We start from the raw sequence: 17,515 nt of genomic DNA on the forward strand, positions 1-17,515 counted from the left end.
TTGCACCAGAACGTATACCTACCAGAAGACTTTCTCGCTGAAATGCAATCAATCCTACCCCAAGGACTGAACATGGCGGATTTTATAGCCGCATGTCAGCGCCCATTGCGTAAGAGTATTCGGGTCAACACACTCAAAATCACAATCGATGAGTTTGTTCAACGAGCAGAACACAAAGGATGGCAACTTCAACCTGTACCTTGGTGTGAGGAAGGATTCTGGATTGACGCAGACGAGTCGGAAGTCCCTTTAGGTAACTCGGCAGAACACATGTCTGGCCTATTTTATATCCAAGAAGCCAGCTCTATGATGCCCGTATCCGCCTTATTCTTAGATGACCAAGACGACTTCACTAGTGTGCTCGATATGGCGGCTGCACCAGGCTCGAAAACCACTCAGATTGCGTCAAAGATGAACAACCAAGGTATGCTCGTCGCCAACGAATTTTCCGCAAGCCGTGTTAAAGTACTCCACGCCAACATTGAGCGCTGTGGCGTACGTAACGCCGCCCTTAGCAACTTTGATGGTCGTGTGTTTGGTGGCTGGTTGCCCGAGCACTTTGATGCAGTATTGATTGATGCACCGTGTTCAGGTGAAGGTACAGTACGTAAAGACGCAGACGCCATGAAGAACTGGAGCAAAGAGTCGGTCCTTTCGATTTCTGACACACAAAAAGATCTGATTGAAAGCGCTTTTCACGCGTTAAAACCTGGCGGCGTTATGGTCTACTCAACCTGCACGCTCAGCATCGAAGAGAATCAACAAGTATGTCATCACCTTAAAGCGACCTTTGGTGATGCTGTAGAGTTCGATAACCTCGCTTCCCTTTTCCCTGATGCCGATAAAGCCCTTACCGAAGACGGTTTTCTACACATATTCCCTCAGGTATATGATTGTGAAGGTTTCTTTGTTGCACGTATGCGCAAACTTGCGTCAGTCACCGCCCCTCAAGTGAAAAAGCGTTTAGGTAAATTTCCGTTTGAGAAAGCGAGCGCTAAAGTACAAGAAGACATTGCTAAACAGCTCCACACTCAACTGGACATTAACTTACCTCAAGCCGCGTCTATCTGGTTACGAGACAACGACGTTTGGCTGTTCCCTGATGCTCTTGAACCGATGCTCGGTGAGCTTAGATTCTCCCGAATGGGGATCAAAATCGCTGAAGCCCACAAAAAGGGCTATCGCTGGCAGCATCAAGTTGCAACGGCATTAGCTACGGGTAAAGAGAGAACAGCCGTAGCACTTTCTATTGATGAGGCTCGAGAGTGGTTTATGGGACGTGATGTTCGCCCTGCTGACCTATCCGGTCAAGGTGAAGTGATCGTAACACTCGCTAACGATGTGATTGGATTAGGAAAGTGGGTGGGTAACCGTATCAAGAATGGACTACCAAGAGAGTTGGTAAGAGATAAAAACTTGTTTTAATCGGTCATTAAATAGTATGAAATTCTACAAAAGCCTAGCGCATTGCCAATCATAAACTACAATTAGGTTATCGATATATACAATATATCAGACAGTTAGCGCAGGCTCTGTAGGAGCCGTTCCCCTAGGCCCAAAGCAGGATCAGCTCTGGGCCTTTTTTTCGGCTTAACAGTCAAACCATTGTGTTAACTCAGGCGAATGCCCTCTTTCTCAATCACAATTTTACCCTGTTTGTACAGACCGCCAATCGTCTTCTTGAACGTGCCTTTACTGGTGCGGAAAGCGGCAAAGATAGCTTCTGGCGATGACTTGTCATTAAGAGGTAAGAATCCACCCTTCTTCTCCAATAAGTCCAGCACCTTCTGGCTCAGTTCATCCATCTTACCAACCCCGATTTTTTGCAGGGACAGGTCGATTTTGCCATCTTCGCGAATATTCTTGATGTAACCTTTAAGTCGCTTACCAATGAATAACTTACCAAACACATCTGATTTAAAAATCATACCCCAGTGCTGGCCTTCCACAATGGCTTTGTAACCAAGTTCGCTACGCTCTGCGATGATTAAATCAACCTGTTGATTGCGTGTGTAATTTGCCGGTGTTTTATCCAGCAGCTTATTAAACTTCGTCGTTCCAACAATTCGTCCAGAAGCTTTATCGCTGTAGACATAAACAAGTACGGTTTGCCCCGCCGCAAAACGTGCACGTTGCTCACTAAAAGGTATCAACAGGTCTTTACCTTTGATACCCCAGTCAGCGAAAGCACCGGTAGAGTTGACACCTTCGATCTTCATCAATCCCCATTCGCCGACTTGGGCAACAGGGGTTTCAGTTGTTGCGACTAACTGACTGTCAGAATCAAAGTATAAAAATGCATCAACAAAGCTACCAACTTCCACACCTTCAGGTACAAAACGTTTTGGAAGCAAGGTCGTACCGTAATCTCCGGCATCGAGAAATACGCCAAAATCGGCTATTTTTACTACTTCTAAGTGGTTCGTCTGACCAACTTTAATCATTTCAACTGTCTCTTGTTAAATTTGCGGTGATTATAGCGAATCTCTGTTATGCTTGCGCCAGATATTTATACCTTTTTTAGGAGCATTAATTGATCACCGTTGATAAGCAGGACGGCATCACTCTCAAGATTTCTCATGCGATGGCAGCGACAAAGAAATCCGATTTAGATCTCTATTTTTTCGTGCCTGGTGAGCTTGGCCTTTCGCCGGACATACTTAAAGAGAGTGAATTCTACTATGAGTCGATATCTCAAAAACGCGCTTACTACAGTGACAAAACTCTCCTTCCTCTCGTACACAGCCGCTTAGCTAAACGAGGTAGGCTCTCTTCAACTCAATACCGTGTCAGTTTGAGTTTGTTCGCCTATCAGTACGTTATCGCGCTAGACAAAGCGGTCAATGAACTCAATAAACACAATACCGAATCTGTCACTACTGACGATGTCGACGAAGTCATCAACCTCTCTCTCGATATTCTCAAGAAACTGCGCCGTAGTATTCCTTACGAAGAGAGCTTAAAGCGTTACTACGCCAATATAGACAACTATCTTTCTTGGTACACAGGACAACGTTTGATGTCGCTTGTCGCGCATATGCCTCGTGACAGCGAGTATAAGAGCCTTAAAGAGAGCTTACTCGCGATTGTAGAAAAAGAAGCAGCGCACAGAAAGCTCAATAATTATAACTCCAAAAGCGTTCGTGACGACGTCACTCGACTCAGCAACAAAATGCGCCTATTGCGCCGCCTGATAGAACATCCGGTGGTACTGAAAGAGCGCACGCAGTCGCTGGGTAAGAATATGAAGCGAGTCGTTAAAGGCAGTGCGACTGGCTTTGTCATGGTATTTGTTACCATTACAGCCATTCTTGCTCGTGACTACTGGGGAGAGATCACCGCCTCTTTCATTGTCTTAATGTCATTTGTTTACGCATTAAGGGAAATTTTTAAAGATGACCTGCGTGATGTGATGTGGCGATGGCTTCGCAAAGGCCGCCCCAAATGGCGTAAACTTTACTTAGACCCGACAACAATGAAAGCGGTGGGACAGAAACTCGAATGGCTAGACTATAAGGTTCTCGATAAATTACCTGACCGAATTCAGTCAATCCGAAAGAAACGCGTTGTCCAGCGTGAAGAACAAGTGCTTCACTACAGCTCCAAAACTGAAATGTCGACATCGAAGTTTATGAGTGGTTATGAAGAGACACGTGAGTCTTTGTTGGTTAGCATGCGTGAATTAACTCGCTTGATGGACAAAGGCTCTAATAAGGTATACATGAACAATAACGGGCAGGTAAGTCGCGAGTCTGTTGAAAAACGTCATCTTATCAATCTGATTGCCAAAGAAGACAATCACGACGGCCAGCCACGCTACTATCGTTGGAAAATCATTCTTAACCGAAGCAAGATCGTCGCGATTGAACAAATTGAAGTGGATGACGTTAGCCATCCATTCTCTTCAGTGACAGAGTAAGTAGAAATTCCGCCATAGGTTCATCTCCGTGCAGACTTGGGCAAATGGCGGTAATTTTCACTGCTTGATTGACGCGCTCACCAGTAGCAAAAGTCTGCTCTAGCATTTCATCGATCAACTTGCCATCTTCACAAACGAAATGAACATCCGCTTCGGGACGTTTGAGAAACTGCCCTTCTACTGCTTTAAAGGCTAGTGACACCCTTTTGCCGCACTGCTCAGCTTTACTCATCGCCATAAAACCACCCGCGACATCAGCCCCCACAGCCAATACACCAAAATACATACTGTTAAGGTGATTTTTGGTTCTTCTTTTTAGGGGAATTTTAACTTCAACACGCTCGGCATTCAGTTCCAATATCTTTGGCCGAGCCAGCCAGATAAACGGCACTTTAAAAAATCCGAACAGATTGAGATAGAGATTTGCTTTTGAGAGAGCTGATAACATTGAACTAGTCCGACCAGTGGAATTTATCTTAGTTCATAACGAATAACGCCCAATGTCAACATTTCGTTAACATCGGGCGTTATAAACAGTGACTTAACAACCAGTTTGAGTTACAACGTCACCACAGTTTCTATCTGTGGATGCTCAACGATGTACTCTTGTAACCGAGCATATTGGGCTAACCCGTTGCTGACTAAAACAATAGGCTTATTGCTGTTCGTCGCCGCGTCGACAGCCTGCTCAATCAGCATCATGACAGCTTCACTTTCCGGATCAAACAGATACTCCAACTCCTCACTGAGGCGATCAACCCCTAAGGTGAATTGAGCTAAGTTTTCCACGTTGATCACCAAGCCATCAAAGTAATGAAGCAATCGTTCTGATAACAACGCGCCCGATGGTACATCAACGGTATAGAGAACTTTCAAACCATTGAGGCCCCTTGGTAAACCTTGTTCTGCGAGTAAGTCGATCACTTTAGCAGCATCAGACAATCCTCTAACAAAAGGGACGACAATATCAACATCACAACCTTGCTGCTGCAATGCCTTAATCACCTGACACTCTAGCGTAAACAGCTGGACAAACTTCTCATGTGCAAAACGAGAGACACCGCGTAAACCAAGCGCTGGGTTAACTTCACTTGGCTCAAGTTGTCCCCCCAGTAGTGTTCGGAAACTGTAGCTGTCAGCACCACCTAGATCGATGCGTACCGACTGATGCTGTGGCTTCACGGCCGTCAAAATCTGTTCAGTCAGTGTCGATACGAAGTGCGACTCTAGCGTCTGCTCTCCCAAGATGGCATTAATTGATGCCACTTCACTCTCTTCAAGTGATGACAAAATCGCTGCATGATCGGGATGGTAGAAGACATGTTCTAAAATCATTTCTGACAATGAGACAAAAAGGTGCGAACCACTGGTTGCTTGATCAAGCTGAGGAAGTGAATCGCCAAGGTTTAGCGCAGGATGCATACTGCTAGAACGGGTTAAACTCATTACTGCTCCAGGCAAAGGTTTTCGTTGTATTTCTATTCCTCAACATACCTATCGTATCTCGATAACACAAGGGCTTAGAAGCATTTTTAGTAAATAAAAGTGCATAAATTTGCACTTTACAGTTTGATACCAATAAGAATCGCGATAAGTGGTTTATTCCTATCTTGGTTTCCGTTATCTTTACCGCTTCGTAATAAAAAGAACAGGCTGTCGTATGCCATTAAAAACCGATGAATTAAGAACCCAACCATTGGGTCCGATGCCAACTCCGGCAGAATTAGGAAGCGCCCATCCAATCACCGATGAGGTCGCTGAGCGTATCGCACAGTCACGTCGCCAAATTGAAAATATCCTTACAGGGGAAGACCAGCGCCTATTGGTCATTGTCGGCCCATGTTCCGTGCACGATACCGATGCCGCCCTTGACTACGCAGAGCGTCTAGCCGCTGTGCAAGATCAGTATAAAGATGAACTGTTCATCGTTATGCGCACCTATTTTGAAAAGCCACGCACTGTTGTAGGTTGGAAAGGGTTAATTACTGACCCAAATCTTGATGGTTCTTACGCGCTAGAAACAGGTTTGAACAAAGCCCGTAAGCTATTGCTCGATATCAATAAGCTTGGTTTAGCAACTGCTACCGAGTTTTTAGATATGATCACTGGCCAGTACATTGCCGATCTAATTACGTGGGGTGCGATTGGTGCACGTACGACCGAATCACAAATCCATCGTGAAATGGCGTCAGCACTCTCTTGCCCAGTTGGTTTTAAAAATGGTACCAACGGGAACATCAAGATCGCTATCGATGCGATTCGTGCATCTCAAGCGTCTCACTATTTTTATTCACCAGACAAAAACGGCCGAATGACCGTATATCGCACTAGCGGTAACCCGTTTGGTCACGTTATCCTTCGTGGCGGTGAAAAAGGCCCTAACTTTGATGCAGCATCCGTCGATGCAGCATGTAAACAACTGGGCGAGGTTGGCCTACCTGAACGCCTTGTGGTTGATTTTAGCCATGCTAACTGCCAAAAGCAGCACAGAAAGCAACTTGAAGTCGCGGAAGACATCTGTGAACAAATCAAGTCAGGTAAGAATCAAGTAGCAGGCATCATGGCTGAAAGCTTCATTAACGAAGGTAATCAATCCATGGAAGACCTGAGTAATCTTACTTACGGTCAGTCAATCACAGACCCTTGCTTGGGCTGGGATGATACAGCCACTATGCTTGACATGCTGGCAAATGCCGTAAAAGCTCGCTCGTAATAATTAAGGACTCCAACATGCCATCATTTGATATTGTTTCTGAAATCGATACAGTTGAACTACGTAACGCAGTAGACAATGCGTCACGCGAGCTCACGACTCGTTTTGATTTTCGTGGCGTTGAAGCGTCATTCGAGATGCAAAAAGACGAATCGGTGAAGCTAAGCGCAGAAGGTGAATTCCAGCTTAAGCAACTACGCGACATGTTACGCGGTAACTTAACTAAACGCGGCGTTGATGTTAATGCAATGGAAGCCAAACCAGAAGAAGCATCAGGAAGAAACTGGCATCAAATCGTTGTATTTAAGCAAGGTATCGAAACGCCAATGGCGAAAAAAATCGTTAAGCTGATTAAAGACAACAAGATGAAAGTTCAAGCGTCAATTCAAGGCGACAAGGTTCGTGTAACCGGTAAGAAGCGTGACGATCTGCAAGCCGCTATTGCACTGATCCGTGAATCAGATCTAGGTCAACCATTCCAGTATGAAAACTTCCGCGACTAATATCTTTTATTCGCCTGTTTGATAAGTAAAAGGGCCACATCTAAGTGGCCCTTTTCTACTTCACCGATCCCAGCTCTATTAGCAGGTCCTTGCCCTGCAAGAAGGTAACTCTTTTCGATTTAGGCGGCATTAACACCACCACTCTTTGATCGTGACTTCGAGCTTTCTGTAGCTCATTACTAAAATCTGCCTCACTCTGACATTCAACTCTTTCCGCATCACGGCGAACGAGGTCAATAAACGCGAAAGGACAGTTCGGGTCATGCAACACTATCTCGGCCTGCTGCATCAATCTCAATGCTTTCAAGGTAAGAAGCTCGACATCTTCTCCATACTCAATCCAAGTTACCGAACCACTCTGGTCGACACCCTCTTGTAACAGCGCTTGATAGGCTCTCTCTAGATCGCCATTGTTGGTCGCTCTTTCAACATCTGAGCGCGCAAAATAAGCTTCCCAGAACTTACGTCGTTCTTCAACGCTAGCAAAACGACTTTTAATGTCATTACGCTTAGAGGCAGCGAAGTCGGCTTGTATCGCTAAGTTTTGCGGTAATACAGCCTCTAGCTTTTCTCTCACATTCCTAATCAAAACGGGTGAAGAGCCACCACTCGATATCGCGAGTTGTATCCGGCCACGGTTAATCATCGAAGGTGTTATAAAGTCGCAGTATGGTAGGTCATCTACGACATTCACCAATATCCCTTTACGCTTAGCGTCATGATGGACTTGATGATTCAAATCTGGATTATCGGTTGTCGCCCAAACTTGAACATAGCGACTTTCGAGTAACTCGGCAGAATAGAACCCTTGGATCCATTGGCAGTCCCCTTTTTCAATCAAGTTGGCGAGGTAAGACTCCACATTGGGTGAGACGATCGTAACATTCGCGCCCGCCCTAACTAGGCTATCTACTTTGCGACTTGCGACCTCGCCCCCACCAACGACCAGAACGGGTTTATGAGTTAAGTCTATAAACAGTGGAAAATACTGCATTTCATTCCTTGAGTTACTAAAAACATCTTCAGCCTTGATACTACCAAAAATAGAGCAATAGATTCATTCCCAATTCAGATCACACCTAATAAATGACCAAATTTCGAACTATTTTTAGCTTTTTGAACTAATTGATAACAGTGATGCCAATTTGAACCCTATATGTATTGATAAATTTATTACACCATCCTGTCGCACCAAATTTGTGAACTCTTGCACTATTTACATTTAAGCAACATTTCGTCATTCTAAAGTCTGTCAGGATTTGTGATTTCATTCAAAAATCTTTTTAAATTATACATTTGAGAAATTGCGGATCCTTTCCTACGCTTATAACTGGTTGATTTGTTTAAGGCTCAAATATGGGCATACGCAACCTAATAATTAAGAAACACAACACCATTTAATCGTTGTATCAGGTTGAACCTGATTTAACATGGATCATACAGGAAGGATACAAATGGCACATAAACTAACACTTCTTGCTTCAGTTGTAGCGGCATCTACTGCACTGATGTCTACAAGCGCTGCTGCTGCGGATAGCACGCTAGATAAAGTAACTAAACAAGGTTTCCTAACTTGTGGTGTAAGTACTGGCTTGCCAGGTTTCTCTAACCCTAACTCTAAAGGTGAATGGGAAGGCATTGACGTTGAATACTGTCAGGCTCTTGCTGCGGCAGTACTTGGCGATAAATCAAAAGTTAAATACGTTCCTCTAACAGCGAAAGAGCGTTTCACTGCACTTCAATCTGGTGAGATCGATGTTCTTTCTCGTAACACAACTTGGACGCTTCACCGTGATACAGCTCTAGGTCTAAACTTCGTTGGTGTTAACTACTACGATGGTCAAGGCTTCATGGTTAAGAAAGACCTTGGTCTAACAAGCGCTAAAGAGCTAGACGGTGCTTCTGTATGTGTTCAGTCTGGTACAACAACTGAACTTAACCTAGCGGACTACTTCCGTAACAGTGGTATGTCTTACAAGCCAGTTGTATTTGATACAGCCGCTCAAACATCGAAAGGTTTCGACGCTGGCCGTTGTGACGTACTAACAACTGACCAATCAGGTCTTTACGCACTTCGCTTGAATCTTCAAGATCCTGCATCTGCTCAAGTTCTTCCAGAAATCATTTCTAAAGAGCCTCTAGGCCCAGTGGTTCGTCAAGGCGACGATCAATGGTTCAACATCGCTAAGTGGACTCTAGCTGCAATGGTGAATGCTGAAGAATACGGCATCACTTCTAAAAATGCAGACGAAATGCTTAAGTCTCAAGATCCAAACATCAAGCGTATTCTTGGTGTAGACGGTCCTAAAGGTAAAGGCCTAGGCATCCGTGACGATTGGGGTTACCAAGTTGTGAAACAAGTGGGTAACTACGGCGAGAGCTTCGAGCGCACAGTCGGTGAAGGTTCACCACTACAAATTTCACGTGGCGTAAACGCACTGTGGAATGCGGGTGGCTTCATGTACGCTCCACCAATCCGTTAACTTCTAGATAGTTACAATAGAAAATGGGCGGTTTTGGCCGCCCTTTTTATAAAAATGGATTTGAGGTTATAGCTGTATGAAACCTACTAATTTTGCGACGAAATCGGATAACGGACCGAATTCAAACGCTAACCTTTTATACAATCCCACCTTTAGAGCTGTTGTTTTCCAGATCATAGCGATTTCAGCACTCGTCTTTTTCTTTTACACAATTGTCAATAATGCACTAACCAACTTAGAAGCACGTGGTATTGCCACGGGTTTTGACTTTCTAACTCAAGAAGCCGGCTTTGGGATTGGCTTAACGCTGATTGAGTACAATGAAACCTTCTCTTACGGCCGCACCTTCATGGTCGGGCTACTCAACACGGCGCTAGTCTCGTTTTTTGGTATTATCCTTGCGACGGTTATTGGCTTTTTGATGGGTATCGCACGCCTTTCGTCTAACTGGTTAGTTAGCCGTTTTGCTGCTGTTTATATTGAGACATTCCGTAACATTCCTTTACTTCTTCAGATTTTCTTCTGGTACTTCGCGGTTCTGCAAGCACTTCCGCCAGCTCGCCAAAGTTTAAGTCTGGGTGAAGCCATTTTCCTTAACGTTCGCGGCCTCTACTTCCCTGCTCCAGTCTTTGGCGAAGGTTCTTCCATTGTTGTCGCAAGTGTAATTATTGGCATTATCGCGACACTTTTGATCGGTGTATGGGCGAAAAACAAGCAAAAACTGACCGGTCAGCAAACGCCTATGGGACGTATCGTGCTGGGGCTCTGTGTTGTTCTACCTGTCATAGTTTACTTCTTAGCGGGTTCACCAATCTCTGCCGAATACCCTGTGCTCAAAGGCTTTAACTTTAAAGGTGGTGTTACCATCATCCCTGAGCTGGCGGCTCTGCTCATCGCGCTGAGTGTTTACACGGCATCGTTCATTGCTGAGATTGTACGTTCAGGTATCAATGCCGTTAGTCATGGTCAGACAGAAGCCGCTATGTCACTAGGGCTACCACGTTCTCGTACGCTAAAGCTGGTGGTTATCCCTCAAGCACTGCGTATCATTATTCCACCGCTAACTAGCCAATACTTGAATTTAACCAAAAACTCATCGCTTGCGATGGCGATTGGTTACCCTGACTTGGTTTCAGTATTTGCCGGTACAACGCTTAACCAAACTGGTCAAGCGATTGAAATCATTGCGATGACTATGGGTGTTTACTTAACACTCAGCCTAGTCACATCTGCTCTGATGAACTTGTACAATAAGAAAGTGGCTTTGGTGGAGAGATAGAATGAAAGTACATCAATTTCAGCCTAGCCTTCCGCCGCCAGCAAATACGGTTGGTCTGGTAGGTTGGCTAAGAAAAAACCTATTTAATGGTCCAATAAACTCAGTCGTAACGATTATCCTCGCCGTTTTATCCGCGATGTTATTATGGAACGTGTTTAACTGGGCTATTCTCAATGCAGACTGGGTTGGCACAACCCGTGACGCATGTAGTCGTGAAGGTGCGTGCTGGGTATTTATCAGCGTTCGCTGGGACCAGTTCATGTATGGTTTCTACCCTTCTGACGAGCTTTGGCGACCTCAGTTTTTCTACGTGACACTGGCTATCTTTACGGTATTGCTGGCTTACGAGAAAACACCTAAGCGTCTATGGATTTGGTTATTCTTCGTGAACGTCTACCCATTTATCATTGCTGCTTTACTTTATGGCGGTGTATTTGGCCTAGAAGTTGTCGAGACGCACAAATGGGGCGGCTTGCTTGTTACACTGATTATCGCACTTGTCGGTATTGTCGTTTCACTGCCTATCGGCGTTGCTCTGGCACTAGGACGTCGTTCAGAAATGCCGATCATTCGCAGTATGTGTACTGTCTACATTGAAGTATGGCGTGGTGTACCTCTTATCACGGTTCTGTTTATGGCTTCAGTTATGCTGCCACTGTTCCTTTCTGAAGGATCAGAAACAGACAAACTTATCCGCGCGTTGATTGGTGTGGTGATGTTTAGTGCTGCCTATATGGCGGAAGTGGTTCGTGGTGGTCTTCAAGCTATTCCAAAAGGACAATACGAAGCCGCAGACGCGTTAGGTCTAAGTTATTGGAAAAAGATGGGGCTAATTATTCTTCCACAAGCACTGAAGATTACTATCCCATCTATCGTGAACACCTTTATCGGATTGTTCAAAGACACCAGTCTGGTGCTTATCATCGGTATGTTTGACGTACTGGGTATCGGACAAGCTGCAAACACTGACCCAGAGTGGTTAGGCTTTGCAACGGAAAGTTATGTATTTGTCGCGTTAGTGTTCTGGGTATTTTGTTTCGGCATGTCGAGATATTCGATCTGGCTAGAAAACAAACTTCATACCGGTCACAAACGATAATTAGAGCTCAAGGACGTATTATGACGCAACAACAAGATTACATGATCCAAATAAAGGATATGAACAAGTGGTACGGCGAATTCCACGTACTGAAAAACATCAACCTAAACGTTAAGAAAGGCGAAAAGATCGTTATTTGTGGCCCTTCTGGTTCTGGCAAATCTACCATGATTCGCTGTATTAACCGTTTGGAAGAACACCAAAAGGGACAGATTATCGTTTCTGGCAATGAGCTGACAGAAGATCTGAAAAACATCGAAGCGGTTCGTCGTGAAGTTGGTATGTGTTTCCAACACTTCAACCTGTTCCCTCACCTAACTGTTTTAGAAAACTGTACGCTGGCTCCAATTTGGGTGAAGAAAATGCCTAAAGAGGAAGCAGAAGCGATTGCGATGAAATATCTAGAACGCGTTAAGATTCCAGATCAAGCGGACAAATATCCAGGTCAGCTATCTGGTGGTCAGCAGCAGCGTGTTGCCATTGCTCGCTCACTTTGTATGAGCCCGCAAGTTATGCTGTTTGATGAACCAACGTCGGCACTCGACCCAGAAATGGTTCGTGAAGTACTTGACGTTATGGTTGAGTTAGCTGGAGAAGGCATGACCATGTTGTGTGTAACACACGAAATGGGCTTTGCTAAAGAGGTGGCTGACCGTGTTATCTTTATGGATGCTGGTGAGATTATTGAAGAGAACAACCCAATTGAGTTCTTCGAAAACCCACAGTCAGATCGAACGCAAAATTTCCTTGCTCAGATCCTACACCACTAATTTCGAAAGATGGCATAACACAAGGGCGACTTCGGTCGCCCTTTTCAGTTGTTATATTGTGTTACATCTTTCAAAATACATAAGTTTTTATTTCTATTATTATTTTAACTACTACTCACTAACTTGGGGCTTGATCTTTTGGTCGTTAAACCTCATAAAGTAGATATAAACATAAAACCTTACGAGGAAGATTATGAACAGTCCTATGTTTACTCGCACTTCAACGCAAGAAAGTGCTCTGCAAACAAACAAAGTATTGCGTAATACTTACGCGCTACTCTCTATGACTCTGCTTTGGTCTGCAGTGGTTGCTGGTGTTTCTATGGCGATGAATCTTCCTCGTCCTGGCATCATCATCACACTTGTTGGCTTCTACGGCCTGCTATTCCTAACCGAAAAGAACCGTAATAACAGCATGGGTTTGGTATTTACCTTCCTGTTTACTGGTTTCCTAGGCTACACGCTTGGTCCAATCCTTAACGCATACGTTGGTGCAGGAATGGGCGATGTTATCCTAACAGCACTTGGCGGTACTGCTCTGTCCTTCATGGCGGCATCTGCTTATGCTCTAACGACACGCCGCGACCTGTCTATGATGGGCGGTTTGATGCTGTCATTGTTTGTCGTACTGGTTGTGGGCATGATTGCTAGCTTCTTTATTCAGTCGACAATCCTGCATCTTGCTATGAGTAGCCTATTTATCGTGTTCTCTACGATGGCGATTCTAATGACCACTCAAGGCATCATTCGTGGCGGTGAGTCAAACTACATATCCGCGACAATTACGCTTTATGTATCGATCTACAATATCTTCATTAGCTTGCTAAGCATTCTTGGCATCATGAATGACGACTAAAGTCAGTGGTTAACTGAACAGCAAAAGCCCGAAAGTCCGTCTTTCGGGCTTTTTCTTTCTTGCCATATTGTCGAATCGCGGTATGCTGCGCTACCCTATTGAATATCAAACTATTTAGGATCGTAGGATGTTTGAATACAACGGCAAACAAATCGAAACTGACGCTCAGGGCTACTTACTGGATCATACTCAGTGGGAAGAAGGCATGATAGAGCTATTGGCTCAACAAGAAGGCATTGAGCTAACTGAAGCACATCTTGAAGTGGTTCATTTCGTGCGTGATTTTTATGAAGAATTCAACACATCTCCAGCCGTTCGAATGCTGGTTAAGGCGATGGAAAAAGCCCACGGCCCAGAAAAAGGCAACAGCAAATATCTGTTTAAGTTGTTTAAACAAGGGCCGGCTAAACAGGCCACCAAATTAGCGGGTCTACCTAAGCCTGCCAAGTGCTTATAAAAATATGCTATTCAGATCCTGCTGCCACGCTACAGGATCTGAAATCCTTTGTATGGCTTGTAGGAAACGCTCTGCCTTTGAACATGGTCAACGCTTGACGTTTTAGGTCCTTGAGTCAGCCAGTCAGCCATCTCATCAATTTTCGCTTGCGCCCCACAAACCACGACTTCGACGTCACCATTGTTGAGGTTTTTAGCGTAGCCAACTAGGCCTAACTTTTTCCCCTGATACGAAGTGTGGTAACGAAACCCTACACCTTGCACCACTCCTGAAACGATAAACTTCGCACTGCACTCCTGCATGATTTACGCCTCCCACCGTTGGACTTTTAGTAAGTAATCAATTCATTCCGATGCGAATCTGTGGTCGATATATTCGCAATCAGACCGTCTTGGATATTTCGCACCATTCACCTCTTCAGGCCGCTTTAACTATTATTACTTATAGCGAGCATAGATTCACTGAAATGCACAAGTGGTTACTGTCTATTTTCACACCAAGGTTCGATGACAAGTTAATCGCTGATGTTGAAAGCGCGCATATTTATCACAGTTATCTATGCTGCCGTACGTTATCTGTGTATATTTCAATATAAAATGTATTAATGTTTGCATGTTCTCAATAATAGGATGTTCGCAATGAAAGAAATACCGTTTCGCTGGATTGACAAATATCTCATTCATCTCAAAATTCAGGAAAAATTCTACTTACTGTTTGCTCTACCCCTACTGGCTGTGATCATTCTAACGCTGGTACTTAACAGTGCAGCGAACACCATGCTTACTCATCTCTATCAAGATGAACTGAGCCTGATGCGCCATCTGATTGAAGCAGGCAACCTGACGCAAGCACAGGTAGCAAGTATTGTGGCGAGCTCCGATACGATTTCAATCGGCAAGGGGCTTAACTCTGTGAGTGTCAACAACGGTGCATTCAACCTCGTCGCTTCCCATGAGCAGAATTTATGGTCAGCAATGTCGACAACTCAAATGGCAATTGTTTTAGTCACCCTGTCACTTATTGCTTTAGGTGTTTACTACATCATGACCTTTATTGGTGGCGCGATGTTTACCATGAATAAAGCATTGACCACATTAGCAAACGGCGATCTGACTAGCCGTATGAACTTCTTTAAAGTACGCGACGAGTTCAGTGAAATCGCGATTACCATTGATAAAGTTGCTGAACGTGAACAGAACATGGTTATCTCTATCCAAGAATCTGTCGCGCTCATGCAACAAATTAGTTCCGATTTAAACTTGTCTAACCAACAGAGTGCTGAAGTGTCGGGTACTCAACAAGAGCACCTTAACTCGCTCGCAAGTGCGACTGAACAGATGGCATCAACAATTCGCGAAGTGGCCACTCTAGCACATGACTCAAGCACACAAACTGAAGATGCTCGTAGCGTTGCAACTCAAGGACAGGCCAAAGTCGGCCACACCCTTTCTTCGATTTCACAGCTGTCGAAGGAGATTCAGTCTGCCTCTGAAGCCGTTGCTGAACTTGACGCCAATGCGGCGCAAATCGATGAAGTAGTGACAACCATTAACGCTATTTCAGAGCAAACTAACCTTCTCGCGCTTAACGCGGCGATTGAAGCTGCCCGTGCTGGCGAACAAGGTCGAGGATTTGCCGTCGTTGCAGATGAAGTACGAGCATTAGCGGGACGAACTCAACAAGCAACCGTTGAGATCCAGAGCATGATCGAAGCGCTGCAGCGCAATAGCCAATCTTTAACTCGTTTGATGGAGACTACCGTCGTTAATGCTTCAGAAGGTCAGCAGTTGATGTCTGAAGTCGATGTTGAGATTGGCGCATTGGCTGAGAAGAACCAATCCATCTCAGACAGTAGTGTACAAATCGCTACGGCCGCTGAAGAGCAAGGCGTGGTTGCCGACAACATTGCCGCTAGCGTTGAAGAGATTCGCGTACAGGCTGACAATGTTCACAACATGATTAACACAACCAACGCTAACATCGCCCAGCTCAGAAGTCAGAGTGACCAGATGGAATCACTGCTAACGGGCCTTAAAGCCTAATCGATTGAGCCGCTTTTAAGCGGCTCTTTTATTTGCTTTTCCCTAGTAGTTCCTTGAAAATACCCCACCTTGAAAAACAAACAATTGAGTAAACCAATGACTCCAGCTATCTATCTAGTCAAAGGCCGTGATAAATCACTTCGCCGTAAACACCCATGGGTATTCTCTCGTGGTATCCACCGTGTTGAGGGTGAACCGACATTAGGTGAAACGGTTGATGTATACACTCACGATGGAAAGTGGCTGGCGAAAGCGGCCTACTCACCAAACTCTCAGATTCGTGCACGAGTCTGGAGTTTTGACAAACAAGACATCGACACCGATTTCTTTGTTAAACGCATTCAAGACGCGCAGTTGCTGCGTGAAGACATCATCGAGCGTGACGGTTTAACCGGGTACCGATTGATTGCGGCAGAATCTGATGGTCTACCAGGCATTACAATCGATAAGTTTCAAAACTACTTGGTATGTCAACTGCTGAGCGCAGGTGCAGAGTACCACAAGCAAACCCTAGTTGATGCGCTATTAAAAGTGTTCCCTGATTGCAACATCTACGAACGCTCTGACGTGGCAGTACGTAAGAAAGAAGGTCTTGAGGAGACAACGGGTGTATTGCACGGTGAAGAGCCACCGCGCTCAGTCGTCATTGAAGAAAACGGTGTAAAGATCAGCGTCGATATCATCGAAGGCCACAAAACTGGCTTCTACCTTGACCAACGTGATAGCCGTCAGCAAGCAATGAAATACGTTAAAGACAAAGAAGTACTTAACTGTTTCTCATACACTGGTGGCTTCGGCTTGTACGCTCTTAAAGGCGGCGCCAAACGTGTGATCAACGCAGACGTCTCTCAACCTGCACTGGATACTGCCAAGTACAACGCTGAACTCAACGAGTTTGATATCTCTAAAAAACGTGCTGTATTCCTCAATGCCGACGTATTTAAGTTGTTGCGCGAATATCGCGATCAAGGCACCAAATTTGATGTTGTAATCATGGATCCGCCTAAGTTTGTGTCCAGCAAGAACAATCTAACTTCAGGTGCTAACGGCTATAAAGACATCAACATGCTGGCAATGCAAATCCTTAAGCCAGGCGGCACACTACTGACCTACTCTTGCTCAGGATTAATGAGCGGTGAGCTATTCCAGAAAGTGATCGCTGATGCAGCGGTAGACTCTAGTCGCCAAGTGAAGTTTGTCGAACGCTTTGAACAAGCGGCTGACCACCCTACTGACAGCGCGTACCCTGAAGGTTTCTACCTAAAAGGGTTTGCTTGTAAAGTTTTGTAGTTGCGAGTTGCGAGTTGCGAGTTGCGAGTTGCGAGAAAATTCTGAAGGGTTGGCATTTGATGCCAACCCTTTCTTTTTACTGCTACTGAAGAATACACAACCTA

Annotated in this window: 17 protein-coding genes; 12 read left to right on the forward strand and 5 right to left on the reverse strand. The window is 44.9% G+C overall.

Translation table 11 applies throughout. The features are described from left to right. Positions 1 to 1,425 carry a 16S rRNA (cytosine(1407)-C(5))-methyltransferase RsmF gene (gene rsmF / locus ACQEXP_RS00585; protein WP_426967496.1) on the forward strand — a complete coding sequence of 475 codons (1,425 nt, stop codon included), beginning with the start codon at positions 1 to 3 and terminating at the stop codon, positions 1,423 to 1,425. Between the two features lie 185 nt (positions 1,426 to 1,610). On the opposite strand, the gene ACQEXP_RS00590 is transcribed toward rsmF, so the two are convergent. After that, positions 1,611 to 2,444 carry a CvfB family protein gene (locus ACQEXP_RS00590; protein WP_426967498.1) on the reverse strand — a complete coding sequence of 278 codons (834 nt, stop codon included), beginning with the start codon at positions 2,442 to 2,444 and terminating at the stop codon, positions 1,611 to 1,613. An 89-nt stretch (positions 2,445 to 2,533) separates the two neighbouring features. On the opposite strand from ACQEXP_RS00590, the gene ACQEXP_RS00595 reads away from it, so the two are divergent. Next, a complete protein-coding gene (locus tag ACQEXP_RS00595; protein ID WP_269376773.1) occupies positions 2,534 to 3,919 on the forward strand; it encodes a hypothetical protein in 1,386 nt (461 codons plus the stop codon). Here the strand turns inward: ACQEXP_RS00595 and ACQEXP_RS00600 are convergent. Then, entirely contained in the window at positions 3,888 to 4,367 is a 480-nt protein-coding gene (locus ACQEXP_RS00600; RefSeq protein ID WP_269376774.1) for a DUF4442 domain-containing protein, read from the reverse strand. The genes ACQEXP_RS00595 and ACQEXP_RS00600 overlap by 32 nt on opposite strands. Before the next feature lie 110 nt (positions 4,368 to 4,477). After that, positions 4,478 to 5,365 (reverse strand): putative PEP-binding protein, encoded by an 888-nt coding sequence (locus ACQEXP_RS00605; protein ID WP_426967500.1) that lies wholly within the window; start codon positions 5,363 to 5,365, stop codon positions 4,478 to 4,480. Between the two features lie 214 nt (positions 5,366 to 5,579). Between ACQEXP_RS00605 and ACQEXP_RS00610 the strand changes: the two genes are divergently transcribed. Together ACQEXP_RS00610 and ACQEXP_RS00615 are read left to right on the forward strand one after the other, a co-directional pair. Next, on the forward strand, positions 5,580 to 6,632 hold the full coding sequence (locus tag ACQEXP_RS00610; protein ID WP_269376776.1) for a 3-deoxy-7-phosphoheptulonate synthase: 1,053 nt from the start codon (positions 5,580 to 5,582) through the stop codon (positions 6,630 to 6,632). Between the two features lie 17 nt (positions 6,633 to 6,649). Further along, positions 6,650 to 7,135, forward strand: coding sequence for a YajQ family cyclic di-GMP-binding protein (locus ACQEXP_RS00615; RefSeq protein ID WP_138972349.1), 486 nt, complete (start codon positions 6,650 to 6,652; stop codon positions 7,133 to 7,135). Between the two features lie 55 nt (positions 7,136 to 7,190). Here ACQEXP_RS00615 and ACQEXP_RS00620 read toward each other — a convergent pair whose 3' ends face one another. Continuing rightward, positions 7,191 to 8,129: an NAD(P)-dependent oxidoreductase gene (locus ACQEXP_RS00620; RefSeq protein ID WP_426967502.1), complete on the reverse strand. Its 939-nt coding sequence runs from the start codon at positions 8,127 to 8,129 to the stop codon at positions 7,191 to 7,193. Positions 8,130 to 8,589: 460 nt separating this feature from the next. On the opposite strand from ACQEXP_RS00620, the gene ACQEXP_RS00625 reads away from it, so the two are divergent. The 6 genes from ACQEXP_RS00625 to ACQEXP_RS00650 all read left to right on the forward strand — a co-directional run bounded on the left by ACQEXP_RS00625 (position 8,590) and on the right by ACQEXP_RS00650 (position 14,079). Next, entirely contained in the window at positions 8,590 to 9,618 is a 1,029-nt protein-coding gene (locus ACQEXP_RS00625; protein ID WP_138972347.1) for an amino acid ABC transporter substrate-binding protein, read from the forward strand. Between the two features lie 76 nt (positions 9,619 to 9,694). Beyond that, entirely contained in the window at positions 9,695 to 10,897 is a 1,203-nt protein-coding gene (locus tag ACQEXP_RS00630; RefSeq protein WP_426967504.1) for an amino acid ABC transporter permease, read from the forward strand. Position 10,898: 1 nt separating this feature from the next. After that, entirely contained in the window at positions 10,899 to 11,996 is a 1,098-nt protein-coding gene (locus ACQEXP_RS00635) for an amino acid ABC transporter permease (protein WP_269376779.1), read from the forward strand. Positions 11,997 to 12,016: 20 nt separating this feature from the next. Next, positions 12,017 to 12,766, forward strand: coding sequence for an amino acid ABC transporter ATP-binding protein (locus tag ACQEXP_RS00640; protein ID WP_138972344.1), 750 nt, complete (start codon positions 12,017 to 12,019; stop codon positions 12,764 to 12,766). Positions 12,767 to 12,959: 193 nt separating this feature from the next. Further along, on the forward strand, positions 12,960 to 13,622 hold the full coding sequence (locus ACQEXP_RS00645; protein WP_269376780.1) for a Bax inhibitor-1/YccA family protein: 663 nt from the start codon (positions 12,960 to 12,962) through the stop codon (positions 13,620 to 13,622). Between the two features lie 127 nt (positions 13,623 to 13,749). Next, complete coding sequence (locus ACQEXP_RS00650) at positions 13,750 to 14,079, forward strand: TusE/DsrC/DsvC family sulfur relay protein (protein ID WP_426967505.1); 330 nt, start codon at positions 13,750 to 13,752, stop codon at positions 14,077 to 14,079. 29 nt (positions 14,080 to 14,108) lie between these two features. Here the strand turns inward: ACQEXP_RS00650 and yccX are convergent, their stop codons facing one another. Beyond that, on the reverse strand, positions 14,109 to 14,381 hold the full coding sequence (yccX, locus tag ACQEXP_RS00655) for an acylphosphatase (RefSeq protein WP_269376782.1): 273 nt from the start codon (positions 14,379 to 14,381) through the stop codon (positions 14,109 to 14,111). 336 nt (positions 14,382 to 14,717) lie between these two features. On the opposite strand from yccX, the gene ACQEXP_RS00660 reads away from it, so the two are divergent. Together ACQEXP_RS00660 and ACQEXP_RS00665 are read left to right on the forward strand one after the other, a co-directional pair. Continuing rightward, on the forward strand, positions 14,718 to 16,121 hold the full coding sequence (locus tag ACQEXP_RS00660; protein ID WP_426967507.1) for a methyl-accepting chemotaxis protein: 1,404 nt from the start codon (positions 14,718 to 14,720) through the stop codon (positions 16,119 to 16,121). Between the two features lie 96 nt (positions 16,122 to 16,217). Then, on the forward strand, positions 16,218 to 17,411 hold the full coding sequence (locus ACQEXP_RS00665) for a class I SAM-dependent methyltransferase (protein WP_426967509.1): 1,194 nt from the start codon (positions 16,218 to 16,220) through the stop codon (positions 17,409 to 17,411). Positions 17,412 to 17,515: the final 104 nt, after the last annotated feature.

Origin of the sequence: Vibrio sp. TRT 1302 (genome assembly GCF_050113875.1) — a bacterium.
GTDB lineage: Bacteria > Pseudomonadota > Gammaproteobacteria > Enterobacterales > Vibrionaceae > Vibrio.